This window comes from Burkholderia sp. ZZQ-2 (assembly GCF_050768715.1).
GTDB classification, from domain to species: Bacteria; Pseudomonadota; Gammaproteobacteria; order Burkholderiales; family Burkholderiaceae; genus Burkholderia; species Burkholderia cepacia.
On record NZ_LDVA01000361.1, the window covers coordinates 20,619 to 44,318 of the forward strand.

General features: G+C 67.9%; 22 protein-coding genes and 1 pseudogene. 8 read left to right on the forward strand and 15 right to left on the reverse strand.

Annotated features, from left to right (window positions below; all coding sequences use genetic code 11):
• Window positions 1–20 precede the first annotated feature (20 nt).
• The 7 genes and pseudogenes from otnI to ABY44_RS35770 all read right to left on the reverse strand — a co-directional run bounded on the left by otnI (window position 21) and on the right by ABY44_RS35770 (window position 7,191).
• Entirely contained in the window at window positions 21–800 is a 780-nt protein-coding gene (gene otnI, locus ABY44_RS35740) for a 2-oxo-tetronate isomerase (RefSeq protein ID WP_027790622.1), read from the reverse strand.
• A gap of 68 nt (window positions 801–868) precedes the next feature.
• A complete protein-coding gene (locus ABY44_RS35745) occupies window positions 869–2,194 on the reverse strand; it encodes an MFS transporter (RefSeq protein ID WP_042972687.1) in 1,326 nt (441 codons plus the stop codon).
• Between the two features lie 113 nt (window positions 2,195–2,307).
• Window positions 2,308–2,946, reverse strand: a complete 639-nt coding sequence (locus ABY44_RS35750) for an aldolase (RefSeq protein WP_060174276.1) — start codon at window positions 2,944–2,946, stop codon at window positions 2,308–2,310.
• Window positions 2,943–4,232, reverse strand: coding sequence for a 3-oxo-tetronate kinase (otnK, locus tag ABY44_RS35755; RefSeq protein WP_059682301.1), 1,290 nt, complete (start codon window positions 4,230–4,232; stop codon window positions 2,943–2,945). Before otnK ends, ABY44_RS35750 begins: the two co-directional genes overlap by 4 nt.
• Window positions 4,233–4,251: 19 nt before the next feature.
• Window positions 4,252–5,154, reverse strand: a pseudogene (gene ltnD, locus ABY44_RS35760) (L-threonate dehydrogenase); the annotation flags it as partial.
• A 58-nt stretch (window positions 5,155–5,212) separates the two neighbouring features.
• The gene (locus ABY44_RS35765; protein ID WP_027790626.1) at window positions 5,213–5,917 is read right to left on the reverse strand and encodes a FadR/GntR family transcriptional regulator; all 705 of its coding nucleotides are present in this window, start codon (window positions 5,915–5,917) and stop codon (window positions 5,213–5,215) included.
• 200 nt (window positions 5,918–6,117) lie between these two features.
• Window positions 6,118–7,191: a GlxA family transcriptional regulator gene (locus ABY44_RS35770; RefSeq protein WP_060174292.1), complete on the reverse strand. Its 1,074-nt coding sequence runs from the start codon at window positions 7,189–7,191 to the stop codon at window positions 6,118–6,120.
• Window positions 7,192–7,493: 302 nt separating this feature from the next.
• On the opposite strand from ABY44_RS35770, the gene ABY44_RS35775 reads away from it, so the two are divergent.
• The 6 genes from ABY44_RS35775 to ABY44_RS35800 are packed head-to-tail and all read left to right on the forward strand — an operon-like array spanning window position 7,494 to window position 14,521.
• Entirely contained in the window at window positions 7,494–8,879 is a 1,386-nt protein-coding gene (locus ABY44_RS35775) for an L-serine ammonia-lyase (protein WP_027790628.1), read from the forward strand.
• A 14-nt stretch (window positions 8,880–8,893) separates the two neighbouring features.
• Window positions 8,894–10,138, forward strand: a complete 1,245-nt coding sequence (locus ABY44_RS35780; RefSeq protein ID WP_006480591.1) for a sarcosine oxidase subunit beta family protein — start codon at window positions 8,894–8,896, stop codon at window positions 10,136–10,138.
• Window positions 10,139–10,154: 16 nt separating this feature from the next.
• Window positions 10,155–10,454, forward strand: coding sequence for a sarcosine oxidase subunit delta (locus ABY44_RS35785; protein ID WP_027790629.1), 300 nt, complete (start codon window positions 10,155–10,157; stop codon window positions 10,452–10,454).
• Complete coding sequence (locus tag ABY44_RS35790; protein WP_027790630.1) at window positions 10,451–13,462, forward strand: sarcosine oxidase subunit alpha family protein; 3,012 nt, start codon at window positions 10,451–10,453, stop codon at window positions 13,460–13,462. Before ABY44_RS35785 ends, ABY44_RS35790 begins: the two co-directional genes overlap by 4 nt.
• Window positions 13,452–14,084, forward strand: a complete 633-nt coding sequence (locus tag ABY44_RS35795; RefSeq protein WP_059622413.1) for a sarcosine oxidase subunit gamma — start codon at window positions 13,452–13,454, stop codon at window positions 14,082–14,084. Before ABY44_RS35790 ends, ABY44_RS35795 begins: the two co-directional genes overlap by 11 nt.
• Window positions 14,081–14,521 (forward strand): dihydroneopterin aldolase, encoded by a 441-nt coding sequence (locus ABY44_RS35800; protein ID WP_027790632.1) that lies wholly within the window; start codon window positions 14,081–14,083, stop codon window positions 14,519–14,521. Before ABY44_RS35795 ends, ABY44_RS35800 begins: the two co-directional genes overlap by 4 nt.
• 386 nt (window positions 14,522–14,907) lie before the next feature.
• Here ABY44_RS35800 and ABY44_RS35805 read toward each other — a convergent pair whose 3' ends face one another.
• The gene (locus tag ABY44_RS35805; RefSeq protein WP_060174275.1) at window positions 14,908–15,981 is read right to left on the reverse strand and encodes an alkene reductase; all 1,074 of its coding nucleotides are present in this window, start codon (window positions 15,979–15,981) and stop codon (window positions 14,908–14,910) included.
• A 166-nt stretch (window positions 15,982–16,147) separates the two neighbouring features.
• On the opposite strand from ABY44_RS35805, the gene ABY44_RS35810 reads away from it, so the two are divergent.
• Window positions 16,148–17,023 carry a LysR family transcriptional regulator gene (locus ABY44_RS35810; protein WP_021156325.1) on the forward strand — a complete coding sequence of 292 codons (876 nt, stop codon included), beginning with the start codon at window positions 16,148–16,150 and terminating at the stop codon, window positions 17,021–17,023.
• A gap of 30 nt (window positions 17,024–17,053) precedes the next feature.
• Here ABY44_RS35810 and ABY44_RS35815 read toward each other — a convergent pair whose 3' ends face one another.
• The 7 genes from ABY44_RS35815 to osmF all read right to left on the reverse strand — a co-directional run bounded on the left by ABY44_RS35815 (window position 17,054) and on the right by osmF (window position 22,597).
• Complete coding sequence (locus ABY44_RS35815; RefSeq protein WP_081072704.1) at window positions 17,054–17,464, reverse strand: lysozyme inhibitor LprI family protein; 411 nt, start codon at window positions 17,462–17,464, stop codon at window positions 17,054–17,056.
• Between the two features lie 45 nt (window positions 17,465–17,509).
• Window positions 17,510–18,184 (reverse strand): lytic transglycosylase domain-containing protein, encoded by a 675-nt coding sequence (locus tag ABY44_RS35820; RefSeq protein ID WP_027790636.1) that lies wholly within the window; start codon window positions 18,182–18,184, stop codon window positions 17,510–17,512.
• Between the two features lie 157 nt (window positions 18,185–18,341).
• On the reverse strand, window positions 18,342–18,737 hold the full coding sequence (gene arr / locus ABY44_RS35825) for an NAD(+)--rifampin ADP-ribosyltransferase (RefSeq protein ID WP_021156322.1): 396 nt from the start codon (window positions 18,735–18,737) through the stop codon (window positions 18,342–18,344).
• 32 nt (window positions 18,738–18,769) lie between these two features.
• On the reverse strand, window positions 18,770–19,552 hold the full coding sequence (locus ABY44_RS35830; RefSeq protein WP_155637997.1) for an ABC transporter permease: 783 nt from the start codon (window positions 19,550–19,552) through the stop codon (window positions 18,770–18,772).
• A 2-nt stretch (window positions 19,553–19,554) separates the two neighbouring features.
• On the reverse strand, window positions 19,555–20,502 hold the full coding sequence (locus ABY44_RS35835) for an ABC transporter ATP-binding protein (protein WP_060174273.1): 948 nt from the start codon (window positions 20,500–20,502) through the stop codon (window positions 19,555–19,557).
• On the reverse strand, window positions 20,499–21,677 hold the full coding sequence (locus ABY44_RS35840) for an ABC transporter permease (protein ID WP_060174272.1): 1,179 nt from the start codon (window positions 21,675–21,677) through the stop codon (window positions 20,499–20,501). The genes ABY44_RS35835 and ABY44_RS35840 overlap by 4 nt, the downstream gene beginning before the upstream one ends.
• On the reverse strand, window positions 21,674–22,597 hold the full coding sequence (gene osmF / locus ABY44_RS35845) for a glycine betaine ABC transporter substrate-binding protein OsmF (protein ID WP_027790640.1): 924 nt from the start codon (window positions 22,595–22,597) through the stop codon (window positions 21,674–21,676). The genes ABY44_RS35840 and osmF overlap by 4 nt, the downstream gene beginning before the upstream one ends.
• A gap of 164 nt (window positions 22,598–22,761) precedes the next feature.
• Here osmF and ABY44_RS35850 point away from each other — a divergent pair, with 164 nt between their 5' ends.
• Entirely contained in the window at window positions 22,762–23,691 is a 930-nt protein-coding gene (locus tag ABY44_RS35850) for a 2-hydroxyacid dehydrogenase (RefSeq protein ID WP_060174271.1), read from the forward strand.
• Window positions 23,692–23,700 lie beyond the last annotated feature (9 nt).

Here is a 23,700-nt window from a genome sequence, read left to right on the forward strand (position 1 = left end):
CCTTCCGAGGAATGCGTGAATTAGCGGGAACAGGCCCTGAGCCAGCCGAGCCCTTCCGACGTGCCGGCCTTCGGGCGGTACTCGCAACCGATCCAGCCGTCGTAGCCGAGCGTGTCGATCAGCTCGAACAGATACGGGTAGTTGAGTTCGCCGAGATCCGGCTCGTGGCGGTCGGGCACGCCCGCGATCTGGATATGGCCGATGCCCGCGAAATCGCGCCGGAGCTTGGTCGCGAGATCGCCTTCGACGATCTGGCAGTGGTAGCAGTCGAACTGCACCTTCAGGTTCGGCGCGCCGACTTCCGCGCGGATCGCCTGCGCGTCGTCCTGACGGCTCAGGAAATAGCCGGGCATGTCGCGCTGGTTGATCGGCTCGATCAGGATCGTGATGCCGTGCGCGGCAGCGGCCTGCGCGGCGTGGCGCAGGTTCGACAGGTAGGTGTCGCGATGGCGCGCGCGGTCGGCGCCCGGCGGCACCATCCCGGCCATCACGTGCAGCTTCCGGTTGCCGAGCACGCGTGCATAGTCGAGCGCCTGGTCGATGCCGCGCCGGAACTCGTCCTCGCGGCCCGGCAGCGATGCAGTGCCGCGTTCGCCCGCGGCCCAGTCGCCGGGCGGCGCGTTGAACAGCGCCTGTTCGAGGGTGTGCGCGTCGAGGCGCGCGCGGATGTCCTCGGCGGCGAAGTCGTACGGGAACAGGTACTCGACGGCCTTGAAGCCGTCGTAGGCGGCAGCGGCGAAGCGTTCGAGGAACGCGTGCTCGGTGTACATCATCGAGAGGTTGGCGGCGAAGCGTGGCATGGCAGCGGGTCCTGTGAATGAATGGGGCGGGGCATACGTCGCCCCGCGTCGAATGGCAACTCGGCGGTTCAGCGGTTCACGAGTTTCGCGGGCGTGAGCCACACGGCGATCGCGCCGATCACGAGCATCGCGGCCAGCACGTACATGCCGGACGCCGTGCTGTGCGTGACGTCCTTCAGGTAGCCGATCACGTACGGGCTCGCGAACCCGGCGAGGTTGCCGACCGAGTTGATGATCGCGATCCCGGCGGCGGCCGCGGAGCCCGCGAGGAACGCGGTCGGCAGCGACCAGAACAGCGGTGCGCAGGTCAGCACGCCGCCCGCCGCGAGCGACAGGAACACGATCGACACCGCCGTATTGTGCGAGTACGACGCGGCGACCGCAAACCCGACCGCGCCCATCAGCGCGGGCACGATCAGGTGCCAGCGGCGTTCGCGGCGCTTGTCCGCGCTGTGGCCGAACAGGTTCATCACGACGATCGCGACGAGGAACGGGATCGCGGACAGCAGGCCGATCTGCAGCGTATCGGTGATGCCGGTCGACTTCACGAGCGTCGGCATCCAGAACGTGAGGCCGTACTGGCCCGTGACGAACGCGAAGTAGATCAGCGACATCCACCACATGCGCGGGTCGGCGAACACGGCCTTCAGCGAGTGGCCGTGCTGCTGCTGTTCCTGCGGCTGCGCGGCGATCTCGTCCTCCAGCAGTTGTTTCTCGCGTTCGTCGAGCCACTTCGCGCCGCGGATGCTGTTGTCGAGATACAGGATCGTCGCGATGCCGACGAGCACGGCCGGCACGGCTTCGATCATGAACATCCATTGCCAGCCGTGGAAACCCGAGCCGCCGTGGAAGCGTTCCATGATCCAGCCCGACAGCGGGTTGCCGAAGATGCCCGACACGGGAATCGCGGACATGAACACCGCGATGATCTTCGCGCGGCGATGCGACGGGAACCAGTACGTGAGATACAGGATCACGCCGGGATAGAAGCCGGCTTCCGCGAGGCCGAGCAGGAAGCGCAGCACGTAGAACTGCGTCGGCGTCTGCACGAATGCGAACAGCCCGGACAGCAGGCCCCACGTGATCATGATCCGCGCGATCCAGATGCGTGCGCCGATGCGGTGCATCAGCATGTTGCTTGGCAGTTCGAACAGAAAGTAGCCAAGAAAGAAGATGCCGGCGCCGAGCCCGAACACGGTTTCGCTGAACGCGAGATCCTGCGACATCTGCAGCTTCGCGAAGCCGACGTTCACGCGGTCGAGATACGCGACCACGTAGCAGAGCATCAGGAACGGCACGATGCGCCAGAACACTTTCTTGTAGGTGCGGTCGAGTTCCGCGGCGTGGGCGGGCGCGGCGGGCGAGCGGCCAGCGGCCGCGTCGAGAGCAGTCATCGTCGTCTCCAGGATGTTGTGTGCCGACGGCGTGTACGCCGCCGGATCATTGTGTGTGCTGACGGAAGGGCCCGCGCACACGGCGGGCATGGGAATCGTTGCGGGGTACGTCGCTACCAGCGCGCGCCGAAGCTGGCGCGCAATTCGTCGAGCGCGGCTTCGTCGAGCGATTCGGGTTTCGGGTTCGTCATCAGCCACAGCCGCGCCGTTTCCTCGAGCTCTTCGAGCGCATACGACGCGTGCGACACCGATGGCCCCCACATCACCGGGCCGAGGCGGTCGAGCAGCACGCCGCGCACCTGGTCGGCGAGCGCCGCGACTTCCGCGGCGACGCCCGGATCACCGGGGCGGCGGTAGCGGATCAGCGGAATGTGGCCGACCTTCATCACGTAGTACGGCGTGATCGGCGGCAGCACGTCGGTGTCGCGCCATACGCCCGCGAGCGTCAGCGCGACGAGGTGCGTCGAATGGGTATGGACGACGCCGTTCGCTTCGGCATTGCGTGCGTAGATGCCGCGATGCAGTGCGAGCGTCTTCGACGGCTTGCCGCCCGATACGGGCTGGCCGTCGAGGCCGACTTTCGCGATGTCGTTCGGGTCGAGCCGGCCGAGGCACGCGTCGGTCGGCGTGATCAGCCAGCCGTCGGGCAGCCGCGCGCTGATGTTGCCGGCGCTCCCGACCGCGTGGCCGCGCGCGTACAGGCTGGCGCCGACGACGCAGATCTCCTCGCGCAGTTTCGCTTCGTCGCTCATCGTGCGGCTCCGTCCAGCGCGCGCAGCGCCTTGTCGAAAAAGTCCGTGGTGCCGAAGTTGCCGGACTTCAGCGCGAGGCCGAGCGGCGCCGCGTCGATGGTGGCCGTCGCCGGCACGCCCGGATCGATCTGCGCGCCGATCTGCAGCGACTTCACGTCGAGCGCCTGCACGACCGCGCCGGACGTCTCGCCGCCGGCGACGACGAACTTGCGCACGCCGAGATCGCGCAGCCCGCGCGCGATCGCCGCGAGCGTGGCTTCGACGAGATGGCCGGCCGCGTCGACGCCGAGCGCTTGTTGTACGGCCTTCACTTCGTCAGGCGTCGCGGTCGCGTAGATCAGCACGGGCTGCGGCAGGTGCGTGCGCGCGAACGCGAGTGCCTGGTCGACGACGGGTTCGCCGCGCGATGCCGCGAGCGGATCGATGCGGAAGCTCGGCCGCGTGGCGCGCCATGCGGCGACCTGCGCGTTGGTGGCCTTCGATGCGCTGCCGGCGAGCACCGCCGACAGGCCGTCGATACGCGGCAGCGACGCCGCGTTGTCGCGCTCGGGCAGTTGCTCCGCGCGGCGGAAATTCGCGGGCAGGCCGAGCGCGATGCCCGAGCCGCCGGTGACGAGCGGCAGGCCCGCGCAGGCTTCGCCGAGCACGTAGAGGTCGCGGTCCGACAGCGCGTCGGCGATCGCGAATCGTGCGCCTTCCGCACGCAACTGGTCGATCCGTGTGCGCACGGCGGCCGCGCCCAGCGCGATCGTGTCGTAGCGGATCAGGCCGACGGGCGACTTCGTTTGCCGCTGCAGCACGCGCACGAGGTTCGCGTCCTTCATCGGCGTGAGCGGATGGTTTTCCATGCCCGATTCGTTCAGCAGCACGTCGCCGACGAACAGGTGGCCGCGATAGATCGTGCGGCCGTTCTCGGGGAACGCCGGGCACGCGATCGTGAAGCCGCCGCCGGCCGCATCGAGCAGCGCATCGGCGACGGGCCCGATGTTGCCCGCGTCGGTCGAATCGAACGTCGAGCAGTACTTGAAGAAGAATTGCCGGCAGCCTTGCTCGCGCAGCCATGCGTAGGCGGCGAGCGATTGCGCGACGGCGTCGGCCGCGGGGATCGTGCGCGACTTCAGCGCGACGACGATCGCATCCGCATCAAGCGTGGCGCCGTCGGCGGGCACGCCGATCGTCTGCACGGTGCGCATGCCGCTCTTCACGAGCATGTTCGCGAGATCGGTCGCGCCGGTGAAATCGTCGGCGATGCAGCCGAGCAGGGGACGGGAAACGGGAGCGGTCATGGCGGGTACGTCGTTCGAATCAGCGGGCGGGCGGCAGCGTGATGCCGGGGAAGGTCTTGATCACGGCGGAATCGTCCTCGCCGCCGTGGCCGGCGCTCGACGCGCTCATGAACATCTGGTGCGCGGTGGCCGACAGCGGCAGCGGGAACTTGCTGCGGCGCGCGGTATCGAGCACGAGGCCGAGATCCTTCACGAAGATGTCGACGGCCGACAGCGGCGTGTAGTCGCCGTTCAGGATGTGCGGCACGCGGTTCTCGAACATCCACGAATTGCCGGCGCTGTGCGTGATCACGTCGTACAGCGCGTCGGCATCGACGCCTTCGCGCAAGCCCAGCGCCATCGCCTCGGCTGCTGCTGCGATATGCACGCCGGCCAGCAACTGGTTGATGATCTTCACCTTCGAGCCGATGCCGTGCGCATCGCCGAGTCGATAGACCTTGCCGGCGATCGCGGCGAGCACGTCCTCGCAGCCCGCGTACGCGGCGGCCGGGCCCGACGTCATCATCGTCATCTCGCCGGAGGCCGCGCGTGCGGCGCCGCCGGACACGGGCGCGTCGAGCATCTGCAGGCCGGCGGCCTCGATGCGTTCACCGAGCGCCACCGCGAATTCCGGTGCGACGGTCGCGCTGGCGATCACGACGCCGCCCGGCTTCATCGCCGCGACCGCGCCGTGCTCGCCGAACAGCACCGTTTCGGTCTGTGCGGCATTCACGACGAGCGTGACGACGACGTCGCACTGCGCGCCGAGTTCGGCCGGCGTCGCGCAGGCGACGCCGCCTTCGGCGGCGAATGCCTGCAGCACGGTGTCGCGCACGTCGCATGCGTGCACGCGCAGGCCGGCGCGCAGCAGCGAGCGGGCGACGCCGAGGCCCATCGCGCCGAGGCCGATGACTCCAACATTTCGTGACATGGTCAACCTTGATCGATTCGGGAGAGGTTCGTGACAGCGGCGGCGCCTGTAACGGCCGCGGCCGCCGGCTTCAGCAGATGCCGGCTTCCGCGAGACGGCGGGCGGCGTTGTACATGTGCGTGCGTGCCGCGTTGCGCGCGGCCATCGGGTCGCGCGCGCGGATCGCGTCGGCGATCGCCGCGTGTTCCTCGCGCACCTGGCGCGAAAAGTCCTCGCGCGTCGCTTCGTTGCGCCGCGTGACCTTCACGCCGGCTTCGAGGTACTGGTTCAGGAACTGCAGCGTCTTCAGGAAATACGGGTTGCCGGTGACGGCCGCGATCGTGCGGTGGAACGCGACGTCTTCCGCGACGCCGTCGCGCCCTTCGGCCACGGCATCGTCGATCTTGCGCAGCGCCTCGTCGATGTCGGCCATGTCCTCGTCGGTGTGGTGCAGGGCCGCTTCGGCCGCGACCTCGGCCTCGATCGCGCGGCGCACCGCGAGCAGGTGCGGCAGCGAGGTGGCCTCGACCGCTTCCGCGTAGTCGATCCGCAGCGGCCGGATCGCGCCGTGCTGGTTCACGTACACGCCGCTGCCCTGGCGCGGCTCGACCACGCCTTCGTTCTTCAGCCGCGAGATCGCCTCGCGGATCACGGTGCGGCTCACGCCGAATTCCTGCGCGAGCACGGCCTCCGTCGGCAGCTTGCCGGTGGCCGAGAAGCTGCCGACTTCGATCTGCTTGAGCAGTTGCTGCGCGACATGGTCGCTCATCGCGCGGGCGGGAATTTTCTCGAACATGGTGCTCTGGCTTGTAAGGTTATGTGGTCATCATACAAATTTGAGCGCGATGAAGCATCCGGGATAACCCTCGATCAACGGAGGGCAACGTCGGTCAAATCAACTGAAACCGGTTCCATTTGAAGGGAAATCGGCGCGATCGACTATCGCTTCGCGGTGGGTCAGCCGGGCGGGAAAGAGCAGTGCAGGTGCGTTGGCCGTCAGTCGGCGATGTCCTCGACGGAGTCGTCCGTCGCATCTGCCGTCGCGCCGGCTTCCGCCACTTCGCCGCCGCGCTCCCGATAAGTCGCCGGCGGCACGCCGAACTGCTTGCGGAACTCGCGTCCGAGGTGCGACGCATCGGCGAACCCGCAGCTCGACGCGATATCGGCCACCGTGCGGTCGGAACTCGTCAGCAGCCACGCGGCCGTGCGCAGCCGCACCTGTTTCGCGAACGCCTGCGGGCTCTTGCCCGTTTCCGCCTTGAACAGCCGTTCGAGCTGCCGCGTCGACAGGTCGAGCTTGTTCGCGAGCTCGTCGAGCGACAGCGCCCGCCCGACATGCTGTTCCATCAGGAGAATCGCGCGCTTGACCTTCGGGTGCGTCGCCGGCTCGAGGCCCGGCGGATGCGGCTGCGGCGCATTCCCTTTCTGCATCTCGCCGACCAGCAGGATGCGCAGCGCCTTCTGCACGGTCGCGTGATCGAAATGGCGCAGCAGGATCGCGGCGGCGACGTCGATCGACGCGCGGCCGCCCGAGCAGGTGATGCGGCGCCGGTCGATCACGAACAGCCGGTCGGCGATCAGCAGGTCGGGATCGGCGGCCGGAAAGCGCTCGATGAAATCCCAGTAATGGAACCAGCTCACGCAGGTGCGGTAGCCGTCGAGCACGCCTGCGCGCATCAGCGTGAACACGCCGGTGCAGATCCCGACGACCGTCGCGCCGCCGGCCGCCGTGCGGCGGATGAAGTCGAGCGTCTCGGGGCCCGCCTGCGGCCCCGAATGCAGCAGCCCGCCGACCACCACCACGTAGTCGAACGGCTCGGCCGCGTCGAAGGTTTCCCATGGCGTGATCTGGATCCCGCAGCTCGCGCGCACCGGCGCGAGGGTCTCGCCGATCACGCTCCATGCGCAGCGCACGGGCTTGCTGTAGTCGCCGTCGTCCGCTGACAGCCGGAGCATGTCGACGAAGCCCGAGAAGGCCGTCAGCGTGAAGTTCGGCAGCAGCACGATGCCGAAGCGGATGCGTCGCGGTGCGGGTTCTGCGAGGGGGGAAGCGGGTACGTCGGGTGTCATCGCGGCCAATCTCTTCACGCCGGGCAGGCGGTCTCACTCAGTCTGTCGATACGGGTAACGCGGGTACGGCAGTCGGGCACGGCCGGGCGACGCGGATGCAGCCAGCGTCGCCGATCGGCTCCGGCGCGACTTGTGGTTTTCCGTCGCGAACCATCGCCAAAACGCACTTTCCGGCCCGCCGGCGCGGCGCTTGGCGGCGGTATCCCACGCCGATGCCGTTTTTGTTCTATCGGCCGATTTTACGCTTTGATGTACTGGTGCCCAACGTCACTTGATGTATGTCCCCATCCAGAGGAAGCCAGATGAACGTCAGCGCGTTCGACCTGTTCAAGATCGGCATCGGCCCGTCCAGTTCGCACACGGTCGGCCCGATGATCGCCGCGTGCCGCTTCGCGTCGCACGTGGAGGACGCGAACCTGCTCGGTTTCGTGCGCCGCGTGCGGGTCGAACTATACGGCTCGCTCGGCGCGACCGGCAAGGGCCACGGCACCGACAAGGCCGTGCTGCTCGGCCTCGAGGGCCACCTGCCCGACACGATCGATCCCGACCTGATCGAGCCGCGCCTGGCCGCGATCCGCGCGGAGAAATCGCTGTCGCTGCTCGGCAAGCAGACGGTGCGCTTCGACGAAAAGGAACACATCGGCTTCTATCGCAAGCTGATGAGCGGCACGAGCATCGTGCACCCGAACGGGATGCGCTTCCAGGCCTTCGACGAACACGGCCAGCTGCTCGTCGAGAAAGAGTATTACTCGGTCGGCGGCGGCTTCGTCGTGAACCGCGACGGCGATCGCGTGAACGGCGTGCGCGCGGCGGTCGAGGTGCCGTATCCGTTCCGCACCGGCGACGACCTGATGCGCCAGTGCCGCGAGCACGGGCTGTCGATCGCCGAGCTGATGATGCGCAACGAATGCGCGCTGCGCCCCGCCGACGAAGTGCGCGCCGGGCTGCTCGCGATCTGGCGCACGATGGCCGCCTGCGTCGAACGCGGCTGCAAGGTCGAGGGCGACCTGCCGGGCCCGATGCGCGTGAAGCGCCGCGCGGCCGAGCTGAATGCCCGCCTGCGCGCGCGTTCGGAAGAGTCGCTGCGCGACCCGCTGTCGATGCTCGACTGGGTCAACCTGTATGCGATGGCCGTCAACGAGGAGAACGCGGCGGGCGGCCGTGTCGTCACCGCGCCGACCAACGGCGCGGCCGGCGTGATTCCCGCGGTGCTGCACTACTACGTGAAGTTCGTGCCGGGCTCGAACGAAGCCGGCATCGTCGAATTCCTGATGACGGCCGCGGCGATCGGGATCATCTACAAGGAAACCGCGTCGATCTCCGGCGCGGAAGTCGGCTGCCAGGGCGAAGTGGGCGTCGCGTGCTCGATGGCGGCCGCGGCGCTGGCCGCGGTGATGGGCGGCACGCCCGACCAGGTCGAGAACGCGGCCGAGATCGGCATGGAGCACAACCTCGGGATGACCTGCGACCCCGTCGGCGGGCTCGTGCAGATCCCGTGCATCGAGCGCAACGCGATGGGCGCGATCAAGGCGCTGAACGCGTCGCGCATGGCGCTCAAGGGCAACGGCCAGCACTACGTTTCGCTCGACTCGGTCATCAAGACGATGCGCGAGACGGGCGCCGACATGAAGACGAAATACAAGGAAACGTCGCGCGGCGGTCTGGCCGTGAACGTCATCGAATGCTAACGAAGGACCACAACATGAGCCGCTACTCGATATTCAGCCTGTTCCGCAACGGTCTCTCGTATCACGAGAACTGGGAAAAGCAGTGGAAGAGCCCGGAGCCGAAGAAGGAATACGACGTCGTGATCGTCGGCGGCGGCGGCCACGGCCTCGCGACCGCCTACTACCTCGCGAAGGAACACGGCATCACGAACGTCGCGATCCTCGAGAAGGGCTGGATCGGAGGCGGCAACACCGCGCGCAACACGACGATCGTGCGCTCGAACTATCTGTGGGACGAATCGGCCGCGCTGTACGAGAAGGCGATGAAGCTGTGGGAAGGGCTGTCGCAGGACCTGAACTACAACGTGATGTTCAGCCAGCGCGGCGTGATGAACCTGGCCCACACGCTGCAGGACGTGCGTGACACCGAGCGTCGCGTGAATGCGAACCGCCTGAACGGTGTCGACGCCGAATTCCTGACGCCCGCGCAGATCAAGGAAATCGAGCCGACCATCAACCTGAACAGCCGCTATCCGGTGCTCGGCGCATCGATCCAGCGCCGCGCCGGTGTGGCGCGTCACGACGCGGTGGCCTGGGGTTTCGCGCGCGGCGCGGACCGCGCGGGTGTCGACATCATCCAGAACTGCCAGGTGACGGGCATTCGCCGCGAAGGCGGCGCGGTGGTCGGCGTCGATACGGTGAAGGGCTTCATCAAGGCGAAGAAGGTGGCGGTGGTCGCGGCCGGCAACACGACGACGCTCGCCGACATGGCCGGCGTGCGCCTGCCGATCGAAAGCCACCCGCTGCAGGCGCTGGTGTCCGAGCCGATCAAGCCGGTGGTGAACTCGGTGATCATGTCGAACGCGGTGCACGCGTACATCAGCCAGTCCGACAAGGGCGACCTCGTGATCGGCGCGGGTATCGACCAGTACACGGGCTTCGGCCAGCGCGGCAGCTTCCACATCATCGAAAGCACGCTGCAGGCGATCGTCGAGATGTTCCCGGTGTTCTCGCGCGTGCGGATGAACCGCCAGTGGGGCGGCATCGTCGACGTGTCGCCGGACGCGTGCCCGATCATCACCAAGACCGACGTGAAGGGCCTCTACTTCAACTGCGGCTGGGGCACCGGCGGCTTCAAGGCGACGCCCGGCTCGGGCTGGGTGTTCGCGCACACGATCGCGCGCGACGAACCGCATCCGCTGAACGCGCCGTTCGCGCTCGACCGCTTCTACACGGGCCACCTGATCGACGAGCACGGCGCAGCCGCCGTCGCGCACTGAACGAGGAGAAGAAAACATGTTGCTGATCGAATGTCCGTGGTGCGGGCCGCGCGCCGAATCCGAGTTCTCGTGCGGCGGTGAAGCCGACATCGTGCGCCCCGTCAACAACGAGAACATGACCGACCGTGAATGGGGCGAATACGTGTTCATGCGCGAGAACAAGCGCGGGCTGCACAAGGAGCAATGGCTGCACGCGCAGGGCTGCCGCCGCTGGTTCAAGGCCACGCGCGACACGGTGACCTACGATATCAAGGGCTACGAAAAGTTCGGTGGCGACGCTGCCGGCAACGCACACGAAGAGGGCACGAGCAAATGAGCCAGAAAGACCGCCTCGGCACCGGTGGCCGCATCAATCGCGCGATTCCGTTGACGTTCACGTTCAACGGCCGCACGTATCAGGGCTTCCAGGGCGACACGCTCGCGTCCGCGCTGCTCGCGAACGGCGTGCACTTCGTCGCGCGCAGCTTCAAGTACCACCGCCCGCGCGGGATCGTGACGGCCGACGTCGCGGAACCGAATGCGGTCGTGCAGCTCGAATCGGGCCCGTACACGGTGCCGAATGCGCGCGCGACCGAGATCGAGCTGTACCAGGGGCTCGTCGCGTCGAGCGTGAACGCCGAGCCGACGCTCGAGAACGACAAGTACGCGATCAACCAGAAGCTGTCGCGCTTCCTGCCGGCCGGCTTCTACTACAAGACCTTCATGTGGCCGCGCAACATGTGGCCGAAGTACGAAGAGAAGATCCGCGAAGCCGCCGGCCTCGGCAAGGCGCCGGAAGCGCTCGACGCCGATCGCTACGACAAGTGCTATGCGCACTGCGACGTGCTCGTCGTGGGCGGCGGCCCGTCGGGGCTCGCGGCCGCGCATGCGGCGGCCACGGCCGGCGCGCGCGTGATCCTCGTCGACGACCAGCGCGAACTCGGCGGCAGCCTGCTGTCGTGCCGGGCGGAAATCGACGCAAAGCCCGCGCTGCAGTGGGTCGAGAAGATCGAGGCCGAGCTGCGCAAGCTGCCCGACGTGACGATCCTGTCGCGCAGTACCGCGTTCGGCTACCAGGACCATAACCTCGTGACGGTCACGCAGCGCCTGACCGATCACCTGCCCGTGTCGATGCGCAAGGGCACGCGCGAGCTGCTGTGGAAAGTTCGCGCGAAGCGCGTGATTCTCGCGACCGGCGCGCACGAGCGTCCGATCGTGTTCGGCAACAACGACCTGCCGGGCGTGATGCTCGCCGGCGCGGTGTCCACCTACGTGCATCGCTTCGGCGTGCTGCCGGGCCGCAACGCGGTCGTGTTCACGAACAACGATCGTGCGTACCAGACCGCGCTCGACCTGAAGGCGTGCGGCGCGAAGGTGACGGTCGTCGATTCGCGCGCATCGTCGAACGGCGCGCTGCCGGCCGCGGCGAAGCGGCAGGGCGTGACGGTGTTGAGCGGCGCCGTCGTGACGGCCGCATCGGGCAAGTGGCGCGTATCGTCGGTCGACGTCGCGTCCAGCACGAACGGCCAGGTGGGCGGCAAGCTGCAGACGCTGCCGTGCGACCTCGTCGCGATGTCGGGCGGCTTCAGCCCCGTGCTGCACCTGTTCGCGCAGTCGGGCGGCAAGGCGTGCTGGAGCGACGAGAAGGCGTGCTTCCTGCCGGGCAAGCCCGTGCAGGCGGAAGCGAGCATCGGCGCGGCGGCCGGAGAATTCGGCCTGGCGCGCGCGCTGCGGCTCGCGGTCGATGCGGGCGTGGAAGCGGCGAAGGCCGCGGGCTTCACGGCCGAGCAGCGCCCGGTCGCGCCGCAGGTCGCGGAAACCGTCGAAGGTGCACTGCAGCCGCTGTGGCTCGTCGGCAGCCGCGAGGCCGCGGCGCGCGGGCCGAAGCAGTTCGTCGATTTCCAGAACGACGTGTCGGCCGCCGACATCCTGCTTGCCGCGCGCGAAGGCTTCGAGTCGGTCGAGCACGTGAAGCGCTATACGGCGATGGGCTTCGGCACCGACCAGGGCAAGCTCGGCAACATCAACGGGATGGCGATCCTCGCGGGGGCGCTGGGCAAGTCGATTCCGGAAACGGGCACGACCACGTTCCGCCCGAACTACACGCCCGTTTCGTTCGGTACGTTCGCGGGCCGCGAGCTCGGCGATTTCCTCGACCCGATCCGCAAGACCTGCGTGCACGAGTGGCACGTCGAGCACGGCGCGCTGTTCGAGGACGTCGGCAACTGGAAGCGGCCGTGGTACTTCCCGAAGAACGGCGAGGATCTCCATGCGGCCGTGAAGCGCGAATGCCTGGCGGTGCGCAACAGCGTCGGCATTCTCGACGCATCGACGCTCGGCAAGATCGACATCCAGGGCCCGGATGCCGTGAAGCTGCTGAACTGGATGTACACGAACCCGTGGAACAAGCTCGAGGTCGGCAAGTGCCGCTACGGGCTGATGCTCGACGAAAACGGGATGGTGTTCGACGACGGCGTGACGGTGCGCCTCGCCGACCAGCATTTCATGATGACGACCACGACGGGCGGCGCGGCGCGCGTGCTCACGTGGCTCGAACGCTGGCTGCAGACCGAATGGCCCGACATGAAGGTGCGGCTGTCGTCCGTCACCGATCACTGGGCGACGTTCGCGGTGGTCGGCCCGAAGAGCCGCAAGGTCGTGCAGAAGGTGTGCCAGGACATCGACTTCGGCAACGAGGCGTTCCCGTTCATGAGCTACCGGAACGGCACCGTTGCCGGCGCGAAGGCGCGCGTGATGCGGATCAGCTTCTCGGGCGAGCTGGCCTATGAAGTGAACGTGCCGGCGAATGCGGGCCGCGCGGTGTGGGAAGCGCTGATGGCCGCCGGTGCCGAGTTCGACATCACGCCGTACGGCACCGAAACGATGCACGTGCTGCGTGCGGAGAAGGGCTACATCATCGTCGGCCAGGACACCGACGGCTCGGTCACGCCGTACGACCTCGGGATGGGCGGGCTGGTCGCGAAGTCGAAGGACTTCCTCGGCAAGCGTTCGCTCGCGCGCTCGGACACCGCGAAGGAGGGCCGCAAGCAGTTCGTCGGCCTGCTGACCGAGGACGAACAGTTCGTGCTGCCGGAAGGCGCGCAGATCGTCGCGAAGGACACGCAGGTGTCGGCGGTCGATCCGACGCCGATGATCGGCCACGTGACGTCGAGCTACTACAGCCCCATCCTGAAGCGCTCGATCGCGCTCGCGGTGGTGAAGGGCGGCCTGAACAAGATGGGCGAGAGCGTCGTGATTCCGCTGGCCAACGGCAAGCGCATCACCGCGAAGATCTCGAGCCCGGTTTTCTACGATACCGAAGGGGTGCGCCAGCATGTGGAATGAAACCAGAAACCAGACGCAGGTGGCGGGCGCGGGCGGCGTGACGCTTGAATCGCCGTTCGTCGGCGCGGCCGACGTGCTGAAGCCGCACCAGGCGCGTGCATCGAAGAAATTCACGCTGCGCGAGCGGCCGTTCCTCGATCTCGTGAACGTGCGCGGCGAGTTGAGCGATCCGGCGTTCGTCGCCGCGTTCGAGCGCGTGGTCGGCTGCCGGCCGCCGGCGGCGCCGAACACCGTTGCCCGCGGCGCCGAGTACGACGTGCTGTGGCTCGGCCCCGACGAGTGGCTCGTGCGCTCGCACGGGCCCGTGCAGGCGGGCGTGCTGGAGGCGCGGCTCGCGGAGGCCGTGCAGGGTTCGTATGCGGCGGCCGTCGACGTCGGCAGCGGTTATACCGTCGTCGAGATCAGCGGCGAACGTGTGCGCGACGTGCTCGCACGCGGCTGCCCGCTCGATCTCCACCCGCGCGTGTTCAAGCCTGGCCAGTGCGCGCAGTCGCACTACTTCAAGACGTCGATCGTGCTGGTCCCGACCGGCGACGATGCGTTCGAGATCGTCCTGCGCCGCAGCTTCGCCGACTATTTCGTGCGGATCATGCTCGACGCTGCCGCGCCGCTCGCATCATGAAGCCGTTCGACGAACCGTTCGTGGCGATCGACGCGCCGCGCCTGCGCGGGCACGGCTGGAGCGTGTTCGTCGACGAACTGAAGGTGCCCGCGCGGATCGGCATTCATGCGCACGAGCATGAAGCGCCGCAGCCGATCGTGATCGATGCCCGGCTCGGCTATCGCTGCGAGCCGAGCGAGCAGGGCGAGTGGATCGATTACGACGGTTATTGCGCGCGACTTGCCGCGTTCCTGTCGCACAAGCCGCATACGCGGCTGCTGGAGACGCTCGTCGCCGACATCGCGGTGCTGTCGTTCCGCGAATGGCCGGCGCTGGAGTCGCTGACGCTGTCGGTGTACAAGCCGAAGATCCGGCCGGGTACGAAGCGCGTCGGCGTGTCGCTCGACTGGACGCGCGGGGATTACTTGCGGTGGACGGGGGCGGCGGGGCAGCTTTGAAGGGGGCGGGGCGGAGAGGCAATCCGCCCACGCGATTGCTCATTGTTCCTGGAATATCGGAACAATGGCCCGCTGGTGGTTGCCGCTCGTCTTTATTCCTGAAATATCGGAACAATGAGACGTTCCCCCCGTCACTTGTCACGCGAGCGCTTTTGGGCAACCCGCTGCGGACCCGCTCCAGCAGCTTGCGGTGGCCTTCCCGGTCAATGCATCGTGATGCCGCCCTCTACGAGCCATGCCTGCGACAGTCTCATCAGGATCGCTCCGTTCAACGTGACAGGTGGCGAGCAATGAGACGTTCGGCCTTTGACGGATATCGCGCGGTTCACCGGCGATAGCTGCGAAACAGTTCAGGCGTGTCGCAGCTATCGCCCCGTGTAATCGCGTCAAGCCGCAGCCGCCCCGTCCAACGCCGGATAATCCACATACCCGCGCGCATCGCCGCCGAAGAACGTGTCGCGCTGCGCGTCGTTCATCGGTGCGCCCGTCTTCAGCCGCGTGACGAAATCCGGATTTGCGAGCACCATCTGGCCGTACGCTTCGAGATCGGCAAGACCCGTCGCGACATCCGTGCCGATCGCGTCGCGCGTGCGGCCCGGCCGGTTCACGATCAGCGTGCCGTTCCAGCGTGCGCGCAGGTCCGCGAGCAGCGGCTCGTTGCCCTGGTGCATCACGTGCAGGTACGCGAGGCCGAGCCGGTCGAGCTGCGTCGCCAGGTAGCGATACAGGTCCGGCCCTTCCACGCCTTCGTCGATGCCCCACAACGTGGTGCCCGGCGACAGGCGAATCGCGGTGCGGTCCGCGCCGATCTCGTCGGCGATCGCCTCGGCAACCTCGATCGCGAAGCGCGCACGATTTTCGATTGAACCGCCATAGGCGTCGCTGCGCGTGTTCGCGTTCGGCGCGAAGAACTGCTGGACCAGATACCCGTTTGCGCCGTGGATCTCGACGCCGTCGGCGCCGGCCTCGATCGCGCGGCGCGCGGCGAAGCGGAAGTCGTTCACGGTGCCGCGCACGTCGTCCGCCGTCAGCGCGCGCGGCGCGGGAATCTCCTGCATCCCTTTCATCGTGAACATCGGCACGCCCGGCGCGATCGCGGAAGGCGCGACGCCCTGGCGATGATGCGGCGTATTGTCGGGATGCGACATGCGCCCCACGTGCATCAGCTGGATGAACAGGCGGGCGCCGCGCGCATGCACGCGCTCGCTGACCGCCTTCCAGCCGGCGACGTGTGCATCGGTGTAGATGCCGGGCGTCGTCAGGTAACCCTGGCCGTCGTCCGACGGCTGCGTGCCTTCGCTGACGATCAGGCCGAGATCCGCGCGCTGCGCGTAGTACTCGGCGGCCAGTGCGCCGGGCGTGCCGTCGAACGCGGCGCGGCTGCGCGTCATCGGTGCCATGACCAGGCGGTTCTGCAGCGTGTAGCGGCCGACACGGGCCGGGGTGAACAATGCGTCCATGATGCGTGCTCCTCGAGGGTCGGGTAACGGCACCGGGGCGGTGCCGTCTCGGGCGCGGGCCGCGCACCGTGCGCGCCTCGCCGCCATGGACACATCATCCATTGCTTCTTTTTCGAGATAAATATGGTAGTTTGGATAACATTGATCCATTGATGGAGCAGTGGGCGTGGAACTGCTGAACGACATGGCGCTGTTCGTGGAGGTCGTGAAGGCGAAGGGCTTTCGCAGCGCGGCCGACGCGCTGGGGATGCCGAATTCGACGCTGTCGCGGCGCATCGGCGCGCTCGAAAAGGCGATCGGCTTGCGGCTGCTGCATCGCACGACGCGCCGGATCGAGCTCACGGAAGCCGGGCAACTGTATTTCGAGCGCTGCAAACGCATCGTCGACGAAGCGCGGCTCGCGCACGAGCAGCTCGGCGAGTTGCTGGCCGAACCGTCGGGCGTGCTGCGCGCGTCGTTTCCGGTCGATTTCGCGGTGGTCTACCTGGCGCCGCTGATCGTCGAATTCGCGAACCGCTATCCGAAGCTCACGTTCGATTTCGAACTGACGTCGCGGCGTGTCGACCTGGTGAGCGAACCGTTCGACGTCGCGATCCGCATCGGCGAATCGGCCGATTCGCAACTCGTCGCGCGGCGGCTCGCGACGTTCCGCAATCACCTGTATGCGTCGCCGCGCTATCTCGAGCGCGCGGGCGAGCCGCGCGAACCGGACGACCTGCGGCGGCATCAGTGCCTGAGCGTGCAGCGCGTCGATGCGTGGACGCTGCACGACGCCGCGCGGGAGATCGAGGTGCCGGTGGGCGGGCGTTTCATCGTGAACAGTGTCGGCATGGTCCGGCAACTCGCCGTGCACGAGGCGGGCATCATCCAGATGCCGGCGGAAGTCGTGGCCGACGACGTGGCCGCGGGCCGGTTGCGTCGCGTGCTGCCCGATTGGGAGGGAGCGCCCGTTCCGGTCTACGCGATGACGGAAACGCGCTTGCTGCCGGCGAAGACGCAGGTCTTCATCGAGTATCTGCGCGCGCATTTCGCGCAGGCGTGACGGGCGGCTGCGCGGACGATCGTCCGCCGTTCACTGCTGCGCCGGCTGCGGCGCGTCGCCCTGCGCTTCCCATTTCTTCAGGATGCGCACGCGCGCCTGGCTGAAGTCGACCCAGCAGTTCAGCCACGCGTCGTCCGGAATCATCTGCTGCGGATTGGCGGTTTTGACGTAGTCGCAGGTGTCGCTCGCGAAGCCGTGCCAGCTTGCCTGCGATTTCGCGAGCTGTTTCGCCGCATCGGGGTTGCGTTGCCGGGTCTTGCGTTCGAGCGACCGGTACGCGCGTTCCACTTCCTGGTTGTTGTTGTCGACGATGCATCGGCGTACCGCATCCATCGTCGGCCCCTGCCGTTCGCAATCGACCGCGGCGAACGCGGACGCTGCGCCGCTCGCGAGCGCGGCGACGGCGAGAAGGCGGGTGGCGTACCGGATCGTGTCGCGCATGCGCGGAGAGGGAGTCGTGGGGCGGGACGTGTGCGACGTACTGGCTTATTGCGCGTTGCGCGCCGACGTCGACGTCGACGTCGATTCGCTCACCGGCACCATCCGCGCCTTCGTTTCGTTCGCGGCTTTCGCGTCGTCGTCGGGTTCGAGCACGAACCGGAACGAATCGACCCGCTGCATGACCTTTGCCGCATACGCGCTGGATCCGCCGCTGTAGCTCTTCAGCCCGGCCTGCACGTTGCCGCCGGCCGCTTTCACGTAGCTGGAGAGAATCCGGGAGCCGGCCTCGACGTTCGCATTCGGTTCGGTCAGGTCCTTCACGTTACGCAGCATGCCGCGGTGTGCGGACGGCACGACCTGCATCAGTCCGGTCGCGCCGTGCTGGCCGCGCGCCTTTTCCTGGAAGCGCGATTCGATCGAGATGATGGCGTAAACGAGTGCGGGAGGCAGCGAATATTTCGTCGCAGTGACGCTCACGATATCGGCGAGCTTGGCGGCCCGCTCCTTCGCGACACCGAATTTCTTCGTCAGGTAGGACGTGATGCGGCGGTTTGCTTCGTTCGGCTGATCGTCGGCGTTCGCGAGCGGCGCGGAGGCGACAGCCGGCGCCGATGCCAGCACGTCGGGCGCAGAGGCAGGCACTGCGGGCGTTTGCTGGGCCGATACCTGTTGCGCAATGCCGAGCGAGAGCACGATCAGCCAGAAAAACCGTCGTCGCATGGTCGAGTGCGGGGAAATGGGAGGCGCATAGTATATCGGCCAATCGGGCAAGACGGTCGAGTGCCGGCTCGAATGAAAGCGATGTGTAGGCTTGTGACGTTCGCAACGATCGACGCGGCGATCGTTGCGTGGACACGCATCGGAGTCCGGATGACCGCTAGTTGATGATCTCGCCGATGCCGGTTTCGATGCGGATTCTCAGTTGCTGAATGAACGCCGGATCGTACGGTTCCCAGTGATCGAGTTCGCCAACGATCTTCAAGGGCGATGTGCTTCGATACGAGCGCGTCGGATTGCCCGGGAATTTCTTGTCCGTGACGTTCGGGTCGTTTTCGAAGGCCCCGGTGGGCTCGACGATATAGACCCGCGGCTTGCCGTCGCCTTTGGCCATTTCCGCGGCAAGGCCGGCACCCTTGGGCAGGGCCGTGAAATAAACGTGATTCATCACGACGTCATCCCGGTAATTCGATCTGAAGCCCGCCGTCAGCAAGTCGCCGATCCGCAAATCCGCTTTCGTGCCATGAAAAAACGGGCCGGTGTCCAGGACAGCCATGGCTTCTCCCTTGGAAAATGTCGCGATGACTTCTAGGCGCGCCGCGCGCTCGCCACTCGCGCAATCGACCCGATCGCATCGCTGACGAGCACCGCGAGCAGCCCGACGATCACGCCGCCCTGCAGCACGAACGCGGTATTCGACGTCTGCAGGCCCGCGATGATCACGTCGCCGAGGCCGCGCGCGGCGACCGTCGAGCCGATCGTCGCGGTGCCGAGATTGATCACGACCGCGAGCCGGATGCCGTTGACGATCACCGGGAACGCGAGCGGCAGCTCGACCGATACCAGTTGCTGCCAGCCGCTCATCCCCATCCCGCGCGCGGCGTCGACGACATCGCGCGGCACGTCCTCGAGCCCCGCGATCGTGCTTTCGAAAACCGGCAGCAGGCCATACAGCACGAGCGCGATCAGTACGGGTTTCAGCCCGAAGCCGACGGCCGGCACCGCGAGCGCGAGCACCGCGACCGGCGGGAAGGTCTGGCCGATGTCGACGACGCTGCGCGCGACCGGCAGGAAATCCGCGCCGGCCGGCCGCGTGACGAAGATCCCGGCCGCCACCGCGACGATCGTGCCGATCAGGCTCGACAGCGCGACCGTGCCGAGATGCGCGAGCGTCAGGTCGAGCAGGCTCGCGCGATCGTAGATGACGGGCGCGCCGTTGTCCGCGAACGGTGCGAAAAGGCCCTGCAGCCACATCGGCCGCACCAGCAGCACAAGCAGCAGCGCGAGCGCGGCGGCGCGCGCCGTGAACGCGGCAACGTGGCGGGGCAGGGGCGAACGCAAGGGCCGTGTGCGTTGCGTGGCATCCGGCATCGTCATGCGGGCTGCCTCGCGTGCGCGCGGATCGCGTCGAGCGTGATGCGGCGCGCGCCGCGCGCGTTGCGTGCATCGCCGTCGGCGACGGGCAATGCATCGACACCGCGCCACAGCAGTTCCGACACCGCATCGCGCAGCGTGCGCGTCGCGTCGATCGGCTCGCCCTCCGCGTGGCCGGGTTCGGCCACTGCGTCGATCGGCGTCAGCGCGAGCAGGCGCAGCGGCCGGTCGACGCCCGCGACGAGCTGCTCGACGACACCGGCCGCCGGCTTGCCGAGAATCTCGGCAGGCGGCGCGACCTGCAGCAGCCGGCCGCCGTCCATCACCGCGATCGTGTCGCCGAGCTTCAGCGCTTCCTCGATATCGTGCGTGACGATCACGACCGTGATGCCGAGGCGGCGCTGCAACGCGAACAGGTCGTCCTGCGCCTTGCCGCGGATGATCGGATCGAGCGCGCCGAACGGCTCGTCCATCAGCAGCATCGCGGGCTCGGCCGCGAGCGCGCGCGCGACGCCGACACGCTGCTGCTGGCCGCCCGACAGTTCGTGCGGCAGCTTGTCCGCGAACTCGGCCGGCGCGAGATGGAACAGGTCGAGCAGCTCGTTCACGCGCGCGTCGATGCGCGCGGCCGGCCAGCCGAGCAGGCGCGGCACGGTCGCGATGTTGCGCGCGACGCTCCAGTGCGGAAACAGTCCGTGCCCCTGGATCGCGTAGCCGATGCCGCGCCGAAGCTGTTCGGGCGCGACGGTCGCCGTATCGACGCCGTCGATGCGGATCGTGCCGCTGGTGGGGGCGATCAGCCGGTTGATCATGCGCAGCAGCGTCGACTTGCCGCTGCCTGACGCACCGACGAGCGCGGTGATCGTGCCGCGCTGCATCGTCAGCGAGACGTCGTCGACGGCGACGACATCGCCGAAGCGTTTGCCTGCACGTTCGATCTCGATCATCCTGTACGCCCCTTCGCGAGCGTGGTCGCGGCTTCGAATATGACGGCGGCCATCAGCGCGAGCGCGATCGTCGGGATCGCGCCGAGCAGCACGAGATCGGCGGCCGATTGCCCGATCCCCTGGAAGATGAAGGTGCCGAAGCCGCCGCCGCCGATCAGCGCGGCGACCGCGGTCAGCCCGATGTTCTGCACGAGCACGATGCGCACGCCGCTCAGGATCACCGGCAGCGCGAGCACGAGGTCGACATGCAGCAGCCGCTGCGCGCGCGTCATGCCCATCGCGCGCGCTGCTTCGGTCACGTGCGGCGGCACTTGTCCGAGCCCGACCACGACGCTCGACGCGATCGGCAGCAGCGAATACAGGAACAGCGCGAGCACAGCCGGCGCGACACCGATGCCGCGGATGCCGAGCGCGGCCGCGAGCGGCACGTGTGCGGCCAGCAGCCCGAGCGGGGCCATCATCAGCCCGTACATCGCGATGCTGGGGATCGTCTGCACGACATTGAGCACGGGCATCGCGACGGTCCGCACCGCCGCGATGCGCGCGCAGGCGATGCCGAGCGGCACGCCCGCGACGAGCGCGGCGGCCACCGAGCCACCCGCGAGCGACACGTGACGGATCGCTTCGCGCCAGAAATCGTCGCTGCGCACCGCATATTCGCGCATCACTGAGAGGCCGTCCCACCAGCCGCTCGCGAGCGGCACCGAGATCGCCGCGATCGCGACGACGAGCGCGGCGAGGCGCCGCCACGGGCCGAACGCGAGCCGTGCGAGCGCGTCCGCGACGAGCACGGCCCACGCGAACAGCAGCAGCCAGACGCCCGCGTCGGGCGACACGCGCGCGAGCATGTCGTCGGCGGCGACGACGTGCGTCGCGGCCGCGCCGAGCGCGTACGCGAGCGTCGCGAGCCATGCGCAGCCGGCCGCGAGCCGCCACGCGGGGCGGCTCGCCTTCATCGCCCACAGCGCGCCGACGATCCACAGCGCGGCCAGCGCCGCGCCCTGCATCGCCGGCAGCGCGGCGAACACCGACAGCCCCGTGCCGGCCGCGATCCGGTTCGGCCGCAGCACGACGAACGGCAGGCCGAGCACCGCGACGATCGTGAGGATTCCGATCAGGATGCCGACCTTGTCGGGGATCACGCGCCGCGCGGACGCCGCCGCGCGTTCGGTCATTTCACGAAGCCCTTCGCTTTCAGGTAGCTTTTCGCGACGCCGGCCGCCGGCTCGCCGTTGATCTGGATGCGCGCGTTCAGCGACTGCAGCGTCTTCAGGTCGAGGCTCGCGAACACCGGTTTCAGGTAATCGGCGATCTGCGGGTGCGCTTTCAGCACGGCTTCGCGGATCACGGGCGCAGGCGCGTAGACGGGCTGCACGTGCTTGTCGTCGTCGAGCACCGCGAGGCCGCTCGACGCGATGCCGCCGTCGGTGCCGTACACCATCGCCGCGTTCACGCCGTCGGTCTGGTTCGCGGCGGCCTTGATCGTCGCGGCCGTGTCGCCGCCCGACAGCACGACGAGCTGCTCGGGCTTCAGCTTGAAGCCGTACGCTTTCTCGAACGACGGCAGCGCCGACGCGCTGTTCACGAATTCGGCCGACGCGGCGAGCTTCACCTTGCCGCCGCCCGCGACCCACTTGCCGAAATCGGAGAACGTCTTCAGGTGCTGCGACTGCGCGACGGGGGCGAGCAACGCGACGCCCCACGTGTTGTTCGCGGGCGCCGGGGCGAGCCACACCAGATGGTTCGCCGCGTAGTCGAGCTTCTTCGCGGCGTCGTAACCCTGGCTCGCGTTCTTCCACAGAGGATCGTCGGCCTTGTTGAAGAAGAAGGCGGCGTTGCCCGTGTATTCGGGGTAGATGTCGATCTCGCCGCTCGTGAGCGCCTTGCGCACGATCGGCGTGGTGCCGAGCGCGATCTTTTCGGTGACGGGGATGCCGTGCGCCTTCAGCACTTGCGAAATCAGGTTGCCGAGCAGGTTGCCTTCGGTGTCGATCTTCGACGACACCACGACGGGTGCGTCGGCGTGCGCGCCGGGTGCGACGAGGGCGGCGGCGAACGCGAGGCCCAGAATCCGGGCGGGCAGGGCGAGCTTCATGAGCCAATCTCCAGGACGGGGGCGTAGGCCGCACGTTACTTGACTGGGCGGGCTTTGGCAAACCGCGTGCGGCGGCGTGTCCACAGCCCGCGTGGGGATAACCCGCATCAATCGCGCGGGCTTGTTACACTCGATTTCGTCTCCGCCTGCCGACAATTGCTGACATGAAACCCGAGCTGCTGGTCCTCATCGCATTGCGCGGCGACGCGCACCGCGAGATCGCCGCGTCGTTCGACGTGCGCCATGCCCCGACTGCCGAAGAACGCGAACGCGCGATCGCCGAACACGGCGGCACGATACGCGCGGTGCTGACCAACGGCAGCACGGGGCTCACCGGCGCCGAGATCGACCGGCTTCCGCAACTCACGTTCGTCAGCGCGCTCGGCGCGGGCTACGAGCATATCGACGTCGCGCATGCGAAGGCGCGCGGCGTCACGGTCGTGACGGGCGCCGGCACCAACGACGATTGCGTGGCCGACCACGCGTTCGCGCTGCTGCTCGCGGCGGTGCGCAACGTGGTGCCGCTCGATGCGAAAACCCGTGCCGGCGTGTGGCGCGACGGGCTGCCGATGCCGCCGAACGTGTCGGGCAGGAAGCTCGGCATCGTCGGGCTCGGCAAGATCGGCGAGAAGTGCGCGCGTCGCGCAGCCGGCTTCGACATCGAGATCGGTTATCACAACCGGTCGGAGAAGAACGTTCCCTATCGCTATTTCGACCGCGTCGACACGCTCGCGCAGTGGGCCGATTTCCTGATCGTCGCGACGCCGGGCGGCGCGGGCACGCGGCACCTGATCGACCGCACCGTGCTCGATGCGCTCGGGCCGGGCGGTTTTCTCGTCAACGTATCGCGCGGCAGCGTTGTCGATACCGCTGCTTTGGCAGACGCGTTGCGCGAAGGGCGCATCGCGGGCGCGGGGCTCGACGTGTACGAAGGGGAACCGGAGCCGCCGCGCGCGCTGACGGATCTCGACAGCGTCGTGCTGACGCCGCACATGGGCGGCTGGTCGCCGGAGGCGCTCGATCGCTCGGTGCAGCAGTTTCTCGACAACGCGAAGCGGCATTTCGCGGGGCAGCCGGTGTTGACGCCGGTGTGATGGCCGCAA